Raw genomic sequence first — 15,991 nt, forward strand, 5'->3', positions numbered from 1 at the left:
TCGGGGTGGTTCGTGGTGCGGCCGGCCCGGAACACCGGGCCGTGCCCGGCCGCACGGAGCCCGGTCACGTGGTCGACCAGGCGGGACCGGACGTGCCGTGCGGCATGTGGGTCTCCACGGCCGACGCGGACCACGTCTTCTTCACCCGGGGCGCGAGCGCGCTGCACCAGCAGAACATCGTGCTGCACGAGCTGGGCCACATGCTGTGCGACCACGGGACCGACGCGCTGTCCCCGCTCCTGGGCGACCTCGACCCGGCCGTGGTGCGCCGGGTGCTGATGCGGACCCGCTACTCGACGCTGCAGGAGGCGGAGGCCGAGCTGGCCGCCGCGCTCATCCTGGAGGAGGCCGGCCGGTCCACGGGCCTGCCGGTGGACCGGACGTTCGGCCGCCTGTCCACCGCCTTCCACCTCGAGGTGCGCCCCCGCCCGTGACCGACCCCGCCCGCTCCCGCCGCCGGGAGGCCGCGACCGGCCGCGTGCCGCACGGCCGGGGCGAACCCGCACCCATCAGCCGCGCGCTCCGCCACGCACACCGTCGGAAGGCCGCGATCCGCCACGCGCTCCGCCGTCACGGGGCACGCGCACGGCGCTGGACGGCCGCCGTCCGGCTCGGGCACCGCCGCCGTGTCGCGTACCGCCGCCTGACCGGGCTGTGGACCGAGCTGACCGGGGCCGTCCCCGGCGCGGTGCTGCTGCCGCCGCCGCACCGGTTCGTCACGCTGCTCCCGACCCGGTCGATCCACCTCCTCCTCTACCGGCGCACGGTCGAGATCCGGGACGCCCAGCTGGAGCTGACCGGCCGCGTCCCGCACACCCTGGCCGACGCCGTGCAGACCGCCCTGCACGACCGCGGCCGCGACGACGACCTCGCGTTCAACGCCTGCGCGCTGCTGATCGGGCTCCGGCTGCCGCCCGCAACCGAATCCGTGCCGGACGAGCGGTTGTCGCCGTCGTGGTCGACGGCGGGTGACATCGACCACGAAGCGGCCGAACTGGCGACCCTTTCCCGGTTGCTGCGCGATCCCGTGATCCTCGCCGTGGTCGGCGAAGTCCTCGATTAGCGAGCGGGGACGGCCTAGCGTTTCGGTTTACCCCACCAATCGAGACCACTCCTCCGGGTCGTTGACCACGTCGTCGGGGAACGAGAGCATCAAGTTCCGATACTTCGGCGGCTCACCGGTGGGGGATGTCATGGATTCCGATCCGCACGTCGACCTGGCGCGGATCGCGGACCCGGCGCCACGCACGCCCGCCGAATTGGTCTGCGCGTTGACGGAGTTGGCGCGGGTGGCCAACGAGTGGTCGGACGTGGTGCGGGGCCTGAGCGAGCCGACCCGGAGGCTGGTCGGCAGCGCGGCGGCGGCGTCGGTTTCGCTGGCCGCGCGGCGGGCCGAGGAGGCGTTCCTCGAACTGGAGATGACGCTGGGTGACGCCCAGGCCGCGCGGCGGTCATTGCCCTTGGCCACCCCGAAGGGTGAGGATAGGCGTCCGGTGGTCTAATCGCCGACGCTGCCGACCGCACCGCATTGGAACTCCATGACCTCAGGACTCCCCTGCCCCCTCTGCGAGGGCCCGGAGCGCCGGGGGGCGCTCGAGCGCACGCTGCGGGTGCTCGCCGTGGACGACGAGGCCCCCGCGCTCGAAGACCTCGTCTACCTGCTGCGCTCCGACCCGCGCGTCGCCCACGTCGAGGCGGTCACGGACGCGACCAAGGCGCTGCGCACGCTGCACCGCGCCATGGACGCCGGTCAGCCGGTCGACGCCGTGTTCCTCGACATCCGGATGCCGGGCCTCGACGGGCTCGACCTGGCCCGCGTGCTGTCCCGGTTCGCCCAACCGCCGCGCATCGTCTTCGTCACCGCGCACCAGGAACCGGCGGTCGAGGCATTCGAACTGAAAGCGCTCGATTACCTGCTCAAACCCGTCCGGGCGGAGCGGTTGGCCGAGTCGGTGCACCGGATCGTGCACGAAGTGCTCGATTCCAAGGCGGTGGAACCGGCCGCCGCCGCGCCGGCCGAGAAAACGCCCGATGTGGGTGACGAGGTCATTCCGGTCGAACTCGGCGGAATCACCCGGTTCATCCGGCTGGCGGACATCCGGTACGTCGAGGCGCACGGCGATTACGCGCGGCTGCACACCGCGACCGGCAGCGGGCTGGTCCGCGCGGCGTTGAACGGGCTGGAGGAGCGCTGGCGCTCCGCCGGGTTCGTCCGCATCCACCGCAGCCACCTCGTGTCGCTCGGCCACATCGACGAGCTGCGGCTGGACGACGGGCACCTCAGCGTCAACATCGGCGGCGCGGTGCTGCCGGTCAGCCGGCGGCACGCCCGGCACCTCCGGCAGCTCCTGGTGCGCCGCAACCGGCAGCCGTCGTGACCTCGCCGCAGCGCCCGCCCACCCAGCGGGTCGTGGTGACGAGCCCGCGCACCCGCGCGCCGCGCGCGCCCCGCCCGTACCCGGCGTCGCGGGAGATCGACGAGCAGAGCGAGCTGGGCGCGGTCTACATGCGGTCGCTGATCCGGACCCAGCGGCGGCTCGGGCTGCTGCTGTGCGCGGTGGTGTGCGGCAGCGTGGCGGCCCTGCCGCTGGTGTTCACGCTCGCGCCGCAGGTCGCCGCGCAGCGGTTGCTGGGCCTGCCCCTGCCGTGGCTGCTGCTCGGCTGCCTGGTGTTCCCGGTGTTCGTGCTCGCGGGCTGGTTCTACGTGCGCCAGGCCGAGCGCGGCGAGCGCGAGTTCGCGGAGCTGGTGGAGCGTTCGTGAGCAGCACGTACGGCATCATCGCGGTGCTGGTCGTCGCGGTCGGCACCATGCTGGTGGGCACGTACGGGCTGCGGATCTCGCGCACGACGTCGGACTTCTTCGTCGCCTCGCGGACCGTGTCGCCGTGGTGGAACGCCTCGGCCATCGGCGGCGAGTACCTGTCCGCGGCGTCGTTCGTCGGCATCGCCGGGCTGATCTTCGCGCACGGGCCGGACATGCTGTGGTTCCCGGTCGGCTACACGGCGGGCTACCTGGTGCTGCTGGCGCTGGTCGCCGCGCCCCTGCGCCGCAGCGGCGCGTACACGCTGCCGGACTTCGCCGAGGCCCGGTTCGCCTCGCCCGCGGTGCGCGCCGTGGCGAGCGTGTTCGCGCTGGGCATCGGGTGGCTGTACCTGCTGCCGCAGCTCCAGGGCGCGGGGCTGACCCTGCACACGGTGACGGGCGCGCCCGACTGGGTGGGCGCGCTGGTGGTGGCGGTGGTGGTCACCGCGAACGTGATCTCCGGCGGGATGCGCAGCATCACGTTCGTGCAGGCGTTCCAGTACTGGCTCAAGCTGACCGCGATCGCGGTGCCCGTGGTGTTCCTGGTGCTGGCCTGGCACGCGCACGGCGCGCGTGACCTGACGGGGCCCGCGTTCCCCGAGTTCCCGCAGCGCACCACGGTCACCTTCGACACCGCGACGGTCGTCGAGGCGCCGCGCGCCACGCCGTTCACCGGTGTCGGGCGGGTGGACGGCCGGCCCGTGGACGGCAGCGGCGAGCTGGCCGAGGGCGAGCACACCGTGGCCGCCGGGACGCGGTTCACGTTCCCCGAGGGCGCGGCCGTGCCGCACGTGCGGTCGATCCCGGTGAACACCAACGACGTGTGGGCGCTGCCCATGCGCGGCGGCGAGCGGTTCCCGCTGTACGCGGTGTACTCGCTGATCATCGCCACGTTCCTGGGCACCATGGGCCTGCCGCACGTGATCGTGCGCTTCTACACCAACCCGAACGGCCGCGCGGCGCGGCGCACGACGTTGATCGTGCTGGGCCTGCTCGGCGTGTTCTACCTGATGCCGCCGATCTACGGCGCGCTCGGCCGGCTCTACACGCCCGAGCTGCTGATGACCGGCGACACGGACGCCGTGGTGCTGGTCCTGCCGAGCCGGATGATCGACGGGCTGGGCGGTCAGCTCCTCGGCGCGCTGGTGGCGGGCGGCGCGTTCGCCGCGTTCCTGTCCACGTCGTCCGGGCTGATGGTGTCGCTGGCGGGCGTGCTGAGCCGGGACGTGCTGCGGTTGCGCGGCGTGCGCGGGTTCCGGATGTCCACGGTGCTGGCCGTGCTCGTGCCGCTGGGCATGACCTGGCTGGTGGGCAAGGTGCCGGTGGCGGACATGGTGGGCCTGGCGTTCGCGGTGGCCGCGTCGTCGCTGTGCCCGCTGCTCGTGCTGGGCATCTGGAGCACGCGCATCACCACGGTCGGCGCGGTCGCCGGGATGGTCGCGGGCGGCCTGCCCGCGCTGGTGGCCGGCCTGGTGACGATCAGCGCCGGGGGCGGCGGCGCGTGGTACCACGTGTTCCTGGCCCGGCCCGCCGCGTGGACCGTGCCGTTGGGCTTCGTCGTGATGTACGTGGTGTCGCTGCTGACACCGCGGAAGGTGCCACCGGGGGTGAACCACGTCATGGTGCGCTTGCACGCGCCGGAGAACCTGGGCCTGCGCAGTCAGGACCGGTTGTGAGCGGGCTGTGGACGGCGGGCGCGATCCTGGTCGTCGGCCTCGCCGTGGTGATCACGCTGGGCTGGACCTCCCGCACCCGCAACGACTTCCTCACCCACGAGCAGCGCATCACGTTCGAGACGCTGCACACCGCGTGGTCCGCCGCTCCCCCGCTGCGCGCCGGGCTCGTGCCCGAGGCAGCGAAGAAGTCGGCCAAGCACCTGCGGACGCTGCTGGGCACGCCCGCGCTCGCGCTGACCGACGAGACCGAGGTCGTGGCGTGGGAGGGCGACGGCGAGCACCACGCGGCCGAGGCGATGGGCCTGGCCGCCGACGTGTTCGACACCGGCCGAACCCGGGCGTTCGACATCACCTGCTCCGCGCCCGACTGCCCCGTGCACACGGCCGTCCTCGCGCCGCTCACCGTGGAGGGCCGGGTGGTCGGCGTGCTGGCGGCGTACAGCCGGGAGGCGTCGGCGGGCCTCGTGCGGGCGACGAACGAGGTGGCGCGGTGGGCGTCGGGACAGCTGGAGCTGGCCGAGCTGGACCGGTCGCGGACCCGGTTGGTGGAGGCGGAGGTCCGCGCGCTGCGGGCGCAGATCTCGCCGCACTTCATCTACAACTCGTTGTCCGCCATCGCGTCCTACGTGCGCACGGACCCGGAGCGCGCTCGCACGCTGTTGCTGGACTTCGCCGACTTCACCCGGTACTCGTTCCGGCGGGCGGGTGACTTCACCACGTTGTCGGAGGAGCTGAAGTCGATCGACCAGTACCTGGCGCTGGAGCGGGCCCGGTTCGGCGAACGGCTCAAGGTGACGTTGCAGATAGCGCCCGAGGTGCTGCCGGTGACCGTGCCGTTCCTGTGCCTGCAACCGCTGGTGGAGAACGCGGTGCGGCACGGGATGGAGGGCAAGGTCGGGCCGGGGCACATCTCGATCCTGGCGGCGGACGCGGGCGCGGAGGCGCACATCACCATCGAGGACGACGGGATCGGCATGGACCCGGACGCGCTGCGCCGCACGCTGGCGGGGCAGGTGGGCGAGACCGCCGGGATAGGGCTCGGCAACATCGACGAGCGGCTCCGGCGCTGCTACGGCGACGACTACGGCCTGGTCGTGGAAACGGCGCAGGGGCTGGGCACGAAGATCAGTGTGCGGGTGCCGAAGTACCAGGCGGGCGTGCACGCCTAGCCGATCACGGGGGGTGGGGCGATGACCGAGCCGGACGACTGCGCGGTGCACCACACCATCGTCGCCGTCGTCGCCCCCCGCATCGACCGCCAGGCGTGGCGGCCACCTCGGCGCTGACCGACCCGGTGCCGGACTCGTTCCGGGAAGCGGCCTGGTCCCGGACGATCTCGACACCCCGAGCCTCGGCGACGGGGTGCCGGCCCTGATCCCCGCCGGAGTGCCCAAGGCGGTCGTGGCGCGCGACTGGTCCGCCGCTCGCCCGCGGGCTCCGGGACGGGCGGTTCGACCACGAGGTGAGCCCGCACGCGGCGATGCACGCGGGCGAAGTGCACCGCGACCGCCACGGCTCGATCGGCGAGGCGGTGAACCCGCGTTCCGGCTCCTCGACTCGGCGGTCCTGGTCGGGCCGAGCCTGTTCCACGCGACGCCCGCGCTCAACCGCTTCCAGGGCGTGCCCGCGACGTCCACGCTGGACGAGCTGCCGCCGCCCGAGGCCGAACGGGTGCTCGCCGACCTCGCCGCCAGGCTCGCGCGGCTGTGAGCCCGGCGGTCACGCCGCGTCGGCCCGCGCCCACAACGCGGCGAGCGCGGCGTTGACCTCGGCCGCCCGCTGGACGTGCGGGTAGTAGCCGGGCACGGTGAGCAGGTCCGCCCCGATCCGGTCGGCGATCACCGCGGCGGCGGCCTGGAGTGGCACGCCCGCGAGCCTGCGGTACGCCTCGGGCGCGCCCTCCCAGTCGCCGCGGACCACGAGCGCGGGCCACGGCGCGTCGGACAGCGGCCCGAGGGGCACGTCGGCGTCCCAGCACGGGCGTTCGCGCATCGTCGTGCGGGCGGCCCGCAGCCGGGCGGGCGTCGGCTCGGGCGCGGGCAGGCCGACGGACCCGGCGGACAGCCTCAGGTACTCCTCCGCCGTCAGGTCGGGCGGCAGCTCCGCGACCGCGGCACGCGCGCGGGCCAGGGCCTCGGCGACGACCGGGTGGTCCGCCGCGGGGCGCAGCGCGCCCGGCTGGACCAGGCACAGCGAGCGCACCAGGTCCGGCCGCGCGGCGGCGGCGAGCATCGCGGCCACCGCGCCGTAGGAGTGGCCGACCAGGTGCGCGCCGTCGCCCGGCAGCCCGACGGCGTCCCGGGCGTCCACCTCGTAGTCGGTGCCGTGCGGGCCGTCGAGGTCGGGGCTCCCCCCGAAACCGCGCCGGTCCACCAGCAGCAACCGCCGGTGGGCGGCGAGCGGGCGTTGCGCGCCGAAGCCGTGGTCGTCGTCCGCGCCCCAGCTCAGCACCCCGTGCAGGAACACGGCCGGCGGCACGTCGGCGGGGCCTTCGACGACGGTCGCGTGGACGGGAGTCATGCCCCGGTCAACCGGCCCTCAGGCCGCGACGAACGCCAGGTCCAGCGCCGCCGCGCCCGCGGCGGTGAGGCGGGCCGGCGCGCGGTGGCCGGGCGCGACCGGGGTCGCCGCCTCGATCAGGCCCGCGTGCACGAGCGCCCGCGCCGCGGTCGGGTCGCAGAACGGCAACCCGTCCACCCGCACGTCCGGCTCCGCGCTGCCGGTCAGGTCGACCCGGTCCGCGGCGGTCGCCCGGAGCAGGGCCACCTCGCGTCTCGACAGCTCCATCGGGACACACCTCCATCGGAAACCGCGGGCACGCGGTCCCCGTTCGTTCACCCCGCGGCGCGCGTGCCGCGCCTTTCCGCTGCTTCGAGCACCAGCCGCAGCCACTCGGCCTCCTCCGCCAGACCTTCCACCGCGACCCGCCGCAGCCGCGGCCACAGCCCGGCCTCGGTCCACTCCTGGAACCGCCGGTGCACGGTCGGCACCGTCACGCCGAATGTCGGCGGCAGGTGCCGCCAGGCGCAACCGCTGGTCAGGACGAACACGATCGCGGTGAAGATGGCGCGGTCCGACACCCGGCCCCGGCCACCGCCCTGCCGGCGGACCTTCGCCGGCGGGAGCAGCGGCTCGACCACGGCCCACAGCGACGGCGGCACCAGGCGCACGGCCAGCTGCTCGATCACCTCGGCGTGCGGCGGTCGGGGAGGCGCTTCCGGGGCCCGGCGCACCCACGGCTCCTGCCGCTGGGCGTCCCCGCGCTGGCGGGCGCGGAGCAACATGGCCAGGGCGGCGTCGTCGGTGCGCCGGGGAGCGACCGCGGGGTGCGCGTGCTGCTGCACCTGCCGGGCGATCTCCGCGCCCACCGTCCGACCGAACGGCTGCGCTGGTCGTACGTAGTTGGTCATCAGGTCCTCCGCCCAGGACTGTCGTGATGCCCATCACGCTAGGAACACCGACGCCCCCTGGTAAGGGAACGCGCGCCGAACGGGAGTGGTCCAGCGTCACGCGGCCCCCCGCGCTCCGCCGAACGGCCACGCCAGAGCGACGAGCGGATGAGCGGTCACTCCCCGGAGCGCGCCGTGCACGGATACGCTCGAAAGCGTGACCACTCCGCCGCGACTCCTCGCCACCAGCGACCTGCACGTGACCTACCAGCAGAACCGCGACTTCGTCGACGCGATCCGCCCGCGCTCACCCGGCGACTGGCTGATCGTGGCGGGCGACGTGGCGGAGAAGTTCGACGACATCGAGTGGGCGCTGGGCGTGCTGCGCGGCCGGTTCGCCAAGGTGGTGTGGTCGCCGGGCAACCACGAGCTGTGGACCACGAAGGACGACCCGGCGCAGGCGCGCGGCGAGGTGCGGTACAAGCAGCTCGTCGAGCTGTGCCGCAGCATCGACGTGCTCACGCCGGAGGACGAGTACGCGGTGTTCGAGGGCGCGGGCGGCCCGGTGGCGGTCGCGCCGCTGTTCACCCTCTACGACTACACGTTCCGCCCGGCGGGCACGACGGACAAGGCGTCCGCGCTCGCCGTGGCGCAGGAGGCCGGCGTCATCTGCACCGACGAGTACTTCCTGCACCCCGACCCGTACCCGAGCCGCGAGGCGTGGTGCGCGGCGCGGATCGAGGAGTCCGAGCGCCGGTTGCGCGCCGTGGACCCGTCGTTGCGCACCGTGCTGATCAACCACTGGCCACTCGTCCGGGACCCCACGTTCGTGTTGCGGTACCCCGAATTCGCGCTGTGGTGCGGTACGGAGCGGACCGCGGACTGGCACCTGAGGTTCCGCGCGGCGGTGATGGTCTACGGGCACCTGCACATCCCGCGCACGATCCGCAAGGACGGCGTCCGCTTCGACGAGGTGTCGCTCGGCTACCCGCGGGAGTGGCAGCCGCGCGGCTGGACCGCCGCCCCGCTGCTGGACGTGCTGCGCGAGGGGGACGCCCGATGATCACCGACCTGCTCCCCCCGCCGGTGTCGGCGGTCGACTCGTTCGGCGACCCCGACGGGGTGCGGTTGTTCCCCGAAGAGGAGGAACACGTCGCCCGTGCGGTGGACAAGAGACGCCGCGAGTTCGCCACGGCCCGGCACTGCGCGCGCACCGCGCTGACCGCCCTCGGGTTCCGGCCCGGCCCGCTGCTGCCGGGCCCGAACCGCGAGCCGCTGTGGCCCGAGGGGGTCGTGGGCAGCATCACGCACTGCAACGGCTACCGGGCCGCCGCCGTGGGCCTGGCGTCGCAGGTGTGGACCATCGGCATCGACGCCGAGCCGAACGCGCCGACCCCCGACGGGGTGCTGAACGCCATCGCGGTGCCCGGCGAGCTGGCCCGGATGGGTGAGCTGCGGGCCGCCGGCGACAAGGTCGCGTGGGACCGGCTGCTGTTCAGCGCGAAGGAGACGGTGTACAAGGCGTGGTTCCCGCTGGCGCGCAAGTGGCTGGGGTTCGAGGATGCGGAGGTGACCATCAACCCGGACGACGGCACGTTCACCGCGCGGATCCTCATCGAGCCGCCCCTGGTGGACGGGGTGCCGCTGGACGGGTTCACCGGTCGCTGGCTGGCCCGGGAGGGGTTTGTGGTGACCGCGATCGCGGTACCCGCGCGCTGATCGAAGGGTGCGGAAGGCGGCGGTATGGGCGACGAGGTCGGGCGGCAGGAATTCACCCGAGATGACCGGACGCGGTACCGCACGAAGGTGCGCCGCTGCCTGGACGTGTTCGCCCGGATGCTCAGCGAGTCGAGGTTCCAGTTCGACCGGCCGACCACCGGGTTGGAGATCGAGCTGAACCTGGTCGACGACGCGGGCGACCCGGCGATGCGCAACGCCGAGGCGTTGGAGGCGATCTCCGACCCCGACTTCGTGACCGAGCTGGGCCAGTGGAACCTGGAGATCAACGTCGCGCCCCGGCTGCTGACCGGCGGCGGGATCTCGGCGTTCGAGGACGTGGTGCGGAGGTCGCTGAACGAGGCCGAGCACAAGGCCCGAGACGTCGACGCGCACATGGTGATGATCGGCATCCTGCCGACGCTGCAACCGAAGCACCTGGCGGTGGACGCCCTCTCGGGCAACCCCCGCTACACGCTGCTCAACGAGCAGGTCCTCGCCGCCCGGGGCGAGGACCTGCAGATCTCGATCAGCGGCGTCGAGCGGCTCCAGCTCACCGCCGACTCGATCGTGCCGGAAGCCGCCTGCACGAGCACGCAGTTCCACCTCCAGGTGTCGCCGGAGGACTTCGCCCCGTACTGGAACGCCGCGCAGGCCATCGCGGGCGTCCAGGTCGCGGTCGGCGCCAACTCGCCGTTCCTGCTCGGCAAGGAGCTGTGGCGGGAAACCCGGATCGCGCTGTTCCAGCAGGCCACCGACACCCGCAGCGACGAGCTGAAGGAACAGGGGGTCCGGCCGCGCGTGTGGTTCGGCGAGCGGTGGATCACGTCCATCTTCGACCTGTTCGAGGAGAACGTCCGCTACTTCCCGGCCCTGCTGCCGATCTGCGACGAGGAAGACCCGGTGCAGGTCCTGGAACGCGGCGACACGCCGTCGCTGGCCGAGCTGCGGCTGCACAACGGCACCATCTACCGCTGGAACCGCCCCGTCTACGACGTCGTGCGCGACCAACCGCACCTGCGCGTCGAGAACCGCACCCTGCCCGCCGGCCCGACCGTGGTCGACATGCTGGCCAACGGCGCGTTCTACTACGGCCTGGTCCGCGTGCTGGCCGAGGAGGAACGGCCGCTGTGGTCCCAGATGTCCTTCAGCGCCGCCGAGGAGAACTTCACCGCCGGCGCCCGCGCCGGCCTGGACGCCCAGGTCTACTGGCCGGGCCTGGGCACCGTGCCCGTCGCCGAACTCGTCCTGCGCCGCCTGCTCCCGATGGCCCACGAGGGCCTGGTCCGGATGAAGGTCGACCCGGCCGAACGGGACCGCCTGCTGGGCGTCATCGAGCAACGCTGCCTGACCGGCGTCAACGGCGCGACGTGGCAGGCGAGGTCGTTCCACCACCACTACGACCACACCGCCCTGGACCGCCCGGAAGCACTGCGCCGGATGCTGCGCACCTACCGCGACCTGATGCACAGCAACGAACCGGTCCACACCTGGCCGGTGTCCTGAGCCAACCACACCGCCCTCCCCCAACCGGCGGGTTCGCTGTCTCCGCGGCGACCACACGGCCCTCCCCCGAACGAATGGTTCCGTGCCATCCCGCCGACCTGCCCGTCCGGCGAGGGCGCTTCCGGTCTTTCACGCCCCGAACCCCTCCACCGCCCGCTTCCACCACATCTCCCCCTCCGCAGTCCCCTCGTACAGCGCCGACAGGCTGAACATCGCGTCCACGTGCCCGCCCTCCGCCGCCCTCAGGAACCACTTCTCCGCCCTCTCCCCCTGACCCCACCCCTGCCGCTGCCCCCACCCACGCCTCCGCGCCCGCGCACCCGCATCACCCCACCGGGTCAGCAACATCCCCATCTCGTACATCGCCCACGTGTTCCCCTCATCCGCCGCCCGCCGAAAACACCTCTCCGCCCTCTCCACGTCACCGGCCTCCCGCGCCAGTACCCCCACCACCACGGCCACGTGACCACCGGCCCGCTCCCGCCGCCCCCACTCCGCACCGCCCAACGCCGGCAACGCGCCCCACAACGCGTGGTTCACCCGACCGACCCCCGCCTCCACCGCCCGCCCCCACCACCGCTCCGCCTCGACCAACTGACCGCGGTGCACCAGCAGCAACCCGAGGTCCGCCATGGCCGGCCCCCGCCGACCGGCCGCCTCCCGGAACCACTCCTCGGCCTCCGCCAACCGCCCGGCCGCCACCAACACCGCACCGAGGCGCCCCCACGCGCCGACCTCCCCGACCTCCGCCGCCCGCCGGTGCCACACCTCCGCCTCCTCCACCTCCCCGCGCTCGATCAACAGCTCCCCCAGCTCGACCATGAAGAACCCGACCAACGGCTCCTCGGTCACCTCCACCGCCCGCCGCAACCACCGCTCCGCCTCACCGACCTCCCCCCGCACCCGCAACCGCGTGCCGACCACCGCCAGCGCCCGCGGGTGCCCCATCTCCGCCGCCCTCCGGTACCACTCCTCGGCCTCCCCGACCGCCTCCCCTTCCGCGAGCGCCATCACCGCCTCCACATCACCCCGCTCCGCCGCCCGCCGCAGCCATCCCCGCGCCTCATCCACCGACCCCGCCGCCCGCGAGAGCCGCGCCAACCCGTGCATCGCCACCACGTCACCGGAGCCCGCCGCCCGCCGGTACCACCGCACCGCCTCCCCGACCCGCCCCCTCTCCTCACACAGCAACCCCAACAGGTTCATCGCGTCCACCGCACCGTCCTCGGCAGCCGCGCGGTACCAGACCTCCGCCTCCGCGACATCACCCCTGCGCGCCGCCGCCACCCCCAGCCCGACGACCCCCGCCGATCCCTCCACCGCAAGCCCCCTACTCCGTCGTGAACACCACGTCCACCCAATAGTTGTGGCTCGTGGCCGTCCTCGGGAAGTCCGGGAAACCCTGGATGCGCCCGAACATCCCGTTGGGCGTATCCGGCCCGCCCGGAGCGGTCAACCGCGGCGTGGTGACGCCACCCGACGCGAAGTAGCCCGGCGTCTCCGACTGACGCCCCTGCGACGTCGTGTACCACGCGAGGTACGTCGTCCCGGCCGTCACGGGCACCGGCTCGGCGAAGGTCATCCGCTGCCACCCCGACGCCGTCTCGCCGAGGAACGTCCCCGTGGCCAACGTCGTGTCGTCCGGCAGCGACAGGGCGGCGGTGTGCGTACCCCCGTTCGCGACCGACTTGTAGTACTTCACCCCGGTCACGAACCCGTCGACCGCCGGCACGAACTTCACCCCGATGCCCGCGCCGCCGAAGTACGAGCCCTCCGGGACCTCCGGCACCGCCGCCTCGCTGAACAGCGAGCACGGGCACGGCGGGTCGCCCGTCGTGTACGACCACGTCACGGTCTCCGAGGCCACGTTCCCGAACACGTCGGCCGCCCGCACGGTCGCGGTGTACGCGGTGCCCCGGACCAGCGGCGCGACCGGCGTCCAGACCAGCGCCCGGTTGCCGTCGGCACGGGTCAGCGTGCCGCGCATGGTCACGCCGTGCGAGTCCACCACCCGGAAGGACGTCCCCGTCACGCTGACCTGCTCGTCGTAGGTGACCGTGAGCGCACCGCCCAACTCGACGTCCGTCGCGTCGTCGGCCGGCGTGTGTCCGATGTGGACCGGCGGCGTCGTGTCGGTGAACGGGGTGAAGTCCACGTCCACCCAGTAGTTGTTGCCCTCGTAGGACCGGTCGGGGAAGCCGCCGCCCGGCGCGAACACGCCCGCCGCGGCGCCGCCCGACGTGACGAGCGGCGACGAGACCACCGGGTTGCGGCGGGTGAAGTACCGCTGGTCGACCGAGTAGTGCCCGACGGTCGTCGTGTAGGAGGCCACGTACACCGCGTCCCGGGCGATCGGCACGGGTTCGGCGAACACGAGCGTCTGCCAGCCCGTCGCCGTCTCGCCGGTGAACGTGCCGGTCGCGAGCCGCTCGCCGGCGGCGGACCAGAGCGACCCGGTGTGGGTGCCGGTGTTGCCCTCGCCCTTGTGGAACCGGACCGCGTTGACCCAGCCGCCGCGCCCGGCGGAGAACCGCACGCCCAGCTCGTACCAGCCGGCGTCGTTCGCGGACGGGGTGGTCGGCACCGTCGCGGTGCTGAACAGCGAGCACGGGCAGGCGTCCTCGGCGCGCGTGGTGACCGACCACGTGACCGGCTCCGCCAGGGTGTTGCCGTTGACGTCGGCCGCCATGACCCGCGCCGAGTAGCGGGTGCCCGGCTTGAGCGGGCCGTCCGGCGTCCACGTCGCCGTCCGGCCGTCCGCCGACAGCGCGGCCGTGCCGTGCAGCGACGCGCCGCCGTCGTCGGCCAGCGTCACGGAGAGCGATTCCGGGTCGACCGCCTCGCTGAACCCCAGCGTCAGGGGCCGGTCGAGCGGCACGTCCGTCGCGTCCGGTCCGGGCGTCCGCGTGTCGAGGGTCGGCGGGGTCCGGTCGTCGTTGAGCCCGTTGCGGTACACGACGTCCACCCAGTAGTTGGTCGCCAGGTACGCGTCGCCCGGGAACCCGCCGCCGTAGCGGAACACGCCGTTCGCGCCGTCGCCGGGCGCGGTGATCGGGCCGTAGGTCGTCGGCTGCGACTGGAAGTGCCGCTGGGTGGCCGCGTAGTGGCCGTTCGGGGCGTAGTAGGACACCACGTACGTCGTGGCGGGTTGGACGACGACCGGCGTGGCGAACGTCAGCGTCTGCCACCCCGTCGTCGTCTCGCCGGTGAACGTGCCGGTGGCCAGCAGCGCCCCCGTGGACGTCCACAGCGACCCGGTGTGGGTGCCGGTGTTGCCCTCGCCCTTGTGGAACCGGACGCCGAGCACCTCGCCCTTGCCCGCGAAGCGGACCTTCAGCCCGAGTTCGACGGCCTGCCCGTCGGGACCGGCGGGCACGGCCGGGGTGGTGAAGTCGTCCCACAGGGTGCAGGGGCACTCGGCCGCGCGCGGCGTGCCGGTGGTGAACCTCCAGGTGCGCGGCGCCGTCTCGTTGCCGGCCGCGTCGCGGACCCGCACGGACGCGGTGAACGCCGTGCCGGCCGCCAGCGGGGCGTCCGGCCGGAACCGGACCGTCATCCCGTTGCCGGACGACGACGTCGCGCCCGCGACCGGGCCGCCCGGACCGATGAGCGCGAACTCGGCGGAACCCGGTGCGACCGGCTCGTCGAAGGCGGCCGTCACCTCCTGGGTCAGGGGGACGCTGCCCGCGCCGTCGACCGGCGTGGTGCCGGTCAGGTCCGGCGGCCGGGTGTCCGCGCCGGGTTCGGGGGCCCACACCACGTCCACCCAGTAGTTGGTGTCGGACGCCCCGGTGTCCGGGAAGCCGCCGCCCGCGCGGAACACGCCGTTGGGGCCGTCCACGCCGGTCTGGAGCCCGGTCAGCGGCTCCAGCCGGCGGGAGGACCGCGCGAAGTACCCCAGGTCGAACGAGTAGTGCCCGGCCGGGGCGAAGTACGAGGCGATGTAGGTGGTGTCGCCGGAGACCGCGACGGGCGACGCGAACACGAGGGTCTGCCAGCCGGTCGCGGTCTCGTCGCGGAACGTGCCGGTCGCCAGCCGCACGCCCGTGGCCGACCACAGCGAGCCGGTGTGGGTGCCGGTGTTGTTCGGCCCCTTGTAGAACCGCACCCCGCGCACGTGCCCGTCGTGCGTCGACCGCCACTTGACGCCCAGTTCCAGCGCCGCGCCGTCGACCGCGTCGACCGATCCGGGCACGTCGGCGTCGGACCACAGGCCGCACGGGCAGACCCGGGGCGCGACGTCGACCTCCGCGGACGCCTCGCCGACCGTGCCGAGCGCCGCGTCGAGCGCGCGGACCCCGAGCCGCGCCGGGCCGGACGCGGACGGGGTGAAGGTGTGCGTCCACGTCGTCCGACCGGCCTGCCACCCGGCGGCCTGCCAGGTCGCGCCGCCGTCGGTCGACACCTCGACCGCGGCCACCGGGCTCTCGTCGGTCACGGTGCCGCCGAAGGTGTACGGCGTGCCGACCGTCGCCGTCGCCGGGACGTCGGTGAACGCCGTCGGCGTCGCGGCGACCGCGACCGGCGCGTGCCACGGCGTCGGCACGACCACCAGCGCGACGGCGAAGACGGCGACCGATAACAGCCTGGCCACCGCCGATCCGGATCCGTGTCGTGCTGCAGAACTCGCGAGCATTCGGCCCACCCCGTGTCGCGGAGCCTCGGCCGGCCCCGGTTGCACGCCGGTGATCGGGACCGGCCGCGGGACCGTTACCGGGTACGCCCTCTGCCCGCCGACCGTGGTCCTGGTGGCGCAAAGGGGTTCCTCCGCGCACGGCCGTGGGGGCGGAACGGGGCGCGGGGGGGGCCGAGGCGCTCGGTGCGGGCGGTTTCTTCTCCCGGAGTGTTTGTCGGGGGGGCGTCGCGGGCCCCTCCACATGGGCGAGACACAAATAAAAATA

General features: G+C 73.7%; 14 protein-coding genes and 1 pseudogene. 10 read left to right on the forward strand and 5 right to left on the reverse strand.

Annotated features, from left to right (window positions below):
* Positions 1-41: 41 nt before the first annotated feature.
* The 7 genes from ACFXGA_RS13995 (at position 42) to ACFXGA_RS14025 (ending at position 5,648) form a co-directional block, all read left to right on the forward strand.
* Complete coding sequence (locus ACFXGA_RS13995) at positions 42-434, forward strand: hypothetical protein (protein ID WP_378087677.1); 393 nt, start codon at positions 42-44, stop codon at positions 432-434.
* Positions 431-1,063 (forward strand): DUF6545 domain-containing protein, encoded by a 633-nt coding sequence (locus tag ACFXGA_RS14000; protein WP_378087679.1) that lies wholly within the window; start codon positions 431-433, stop codon positions 1,061-1,063. The genes ACFXGA_RS13995 and ACFXGA_RS14000 overlap by 4 nt, the downstream gene beginning before the upstream one ends.
* 130 nt (positions 1,064-1,193) lie before the next feature.
* Positions 1,194-1,502, forward strand: coding sequence for a hypothetical protein (locus ACFXGA_RS14005; protein WP_378087681.1), 309 nt, complete (start codon positions 1,194-1,196; stop codon positions 1,500-1,502).
* Positions 1,503-1,538: 36 nt separating this feature from the next.
* Positions 1,539-2,378, forward strand: a complete 840-nt coding sequence (locus ACFXGA_RS14010; protein WP_378087683.1) for a LytR/AlgR family response regulator transcription factor — start codon at positions 1,539-1,541, stop codon at positions 2,376-2,378.
* On the forward strand, positions 2,375-2,761 hold the full coding sequence (locus tag ACFXGA_RS14015) for a DUF485 domain-containing protein (protein ID WP_378087685.1): 387 nt from the start codon (positions 2,375-2,377) through the stop codon (positions 2,759-2,761). The genes ACFXGA_RS14010 and ACFXGA_RS14015 overlap by 4 nt, the downstream gene beginning before the upstream one ends.
* Entirely contained in the window at positions 2,758-4,479 is a 1,722-nt protein-coding gene (locus ACFXGA_RS14020) for a cation acetate symporter (protein ID WP_378087687.1), read from the forward strand. Before ACFXGA_RS14015 ends, ACFXGA_RS14020 begins: the two co-directional genes overlap by 4 nt.
* A complete protein-coding gene (locus ACFXGA_RS14025; RefSeq protein WP_378087689.1) occupies positions 4,476-5,648 on the forward strand; it encodes a histidine kinase in 1,173 nt (390 codons plus the stop codon). Before ACFXGA_RS14020 ends, ACFXGA_RS14025 begins: the two co-directional genes overlap by 4 nt.
* A gap of 550 nt (positions 5,649-6,198) precedes the next feature.
* Here the strand turns inward: ACFXGA_RS14025 and ACFXGA_RS14030 are convergent.
* The 3 genes and pseudogenes from ACFXGA_RS14030 to ACFXGA_RS14040 all read right to left on the reverse strand — a co-directional run.
* Positions 6,199-6,999 (reverse strand): alpha/beta fold hydrolase, encoded by an 801-nt coding sequence (locus ACFXGA_RS14030; protein WP_378087691.1) that lies wholly within the window; start codon positions 6,997-6,999, stop codon positions 6,199-6,201.
* A gap of 18 nt (positions 7,000-7,017) precedes the next feature.
* Positions 7,018-7,266: a hypothetical protein gene (locus ACFXGA_RS14035; RefSeq protein ID WP_378087693.1), complete on the reverse strand. Its 249-nt coding sequence runs from the start codon at positions 7,264-7,266 to the stop codon at positions 7,018-7,020.
* A 59-nt stretch (positions 7,267-7,325) separates the two neighbouring features.
* Positions 7,326-7,667, reverse strand: a pseudogene (locus ACFXGA_RS14040) (transposase); the annotation flags it as partial.
* 418 nt (positions 7,668-8,085) lie between these two features.
* Between ACFXGA_RS14040 and ACFXGA_RS14045 the strand changes: the two are divergent.
* Genes ACFXGA_RS14045 through ACFXGA_RS14055 form a run of 3 tightly spaced genes read left to right on the forward strand, consistent with a single transcriptional unit; the run spans position 8,086 to position 11,090 of the window.
* Positions 8,086-8,931, forward strand: coding sequence for a metallophosphoesterase family protein (locus ACFXGA_RS14045; RefSeq protein ID WP_378087695.1), 846 nt, complete (start codon positions 8,086-8,088; stop codon positions 8,929-8,931).
* The gene (locus ACFXGA_RS14050) at positions 8,928-9,587 is read left to right on the forward strand and encodes a 4'-phosphopantetheinyl transferase (protein ID WP_378087697.1); all 660 of its coding nucleotides are present in this window, start codon (positions 8,928-8,930) and stop codon (positions 9,585-9,587) included. Before ACFXGA_RS14045 ends, ACFXGA_RS14050 begins: the two co-directional genes overlap by 4 nt.
* 24 nt (positions 9,588-9,611) lie before the next feature.
* On the forward strand, positions 9,612-11,090 hold the full coding sequence (locus tag ACFXGA_RS14055; protein ID WP_378087699.1) for a glutamate--cysteine ligase: 1,479 nt from the start codon (positions 9,612-9,614) through the stop codon (positions 11,088-11,090).
* Positions 11,091-11,219: 129 nt separating this feature from the next.
* Here the strand turns inward: ACFXGA_RS14055 and ACFXGA_RS14060 are convergent, their stop codons facing one another.
* Positions 11,220-12,410 (reverse strand): tetratricopeptide repeat protein, encoded by a 1,191-nt coding sequence (locus tag ACFXGA_RS14060; RefSeq protein WP_378087701.1) that lies wholly within the window; start codon positions 12,408-12,410, stop codon positions 11,220-11,222.
* Between the two features lie 10 nt (positions 12,411-12,420).
* On the reverse strand, positions 12,421-15,684 hold the full coding sequence (locus tag ACFXGA_RS14065) for a DUF4082 domain-containing protein (protein ID WP_378087703.1): 3,264 nt from the start codon (positions 15,682-15,684) through the stop codon (positions 12,421-12,423).
* Positions 15,685-15,991: the final 307 nt, after the last annotated feature.

Origin of the sequence: Actinosynnema sp. NPDC059335 (genome assembly GCF_042752395.1) — a bacterium.
GTDB lineage: Bacteria > Actinomycetota > Actinomycetes > Mycobacteriales > Pseudonocardiaceae > Actinosynnema.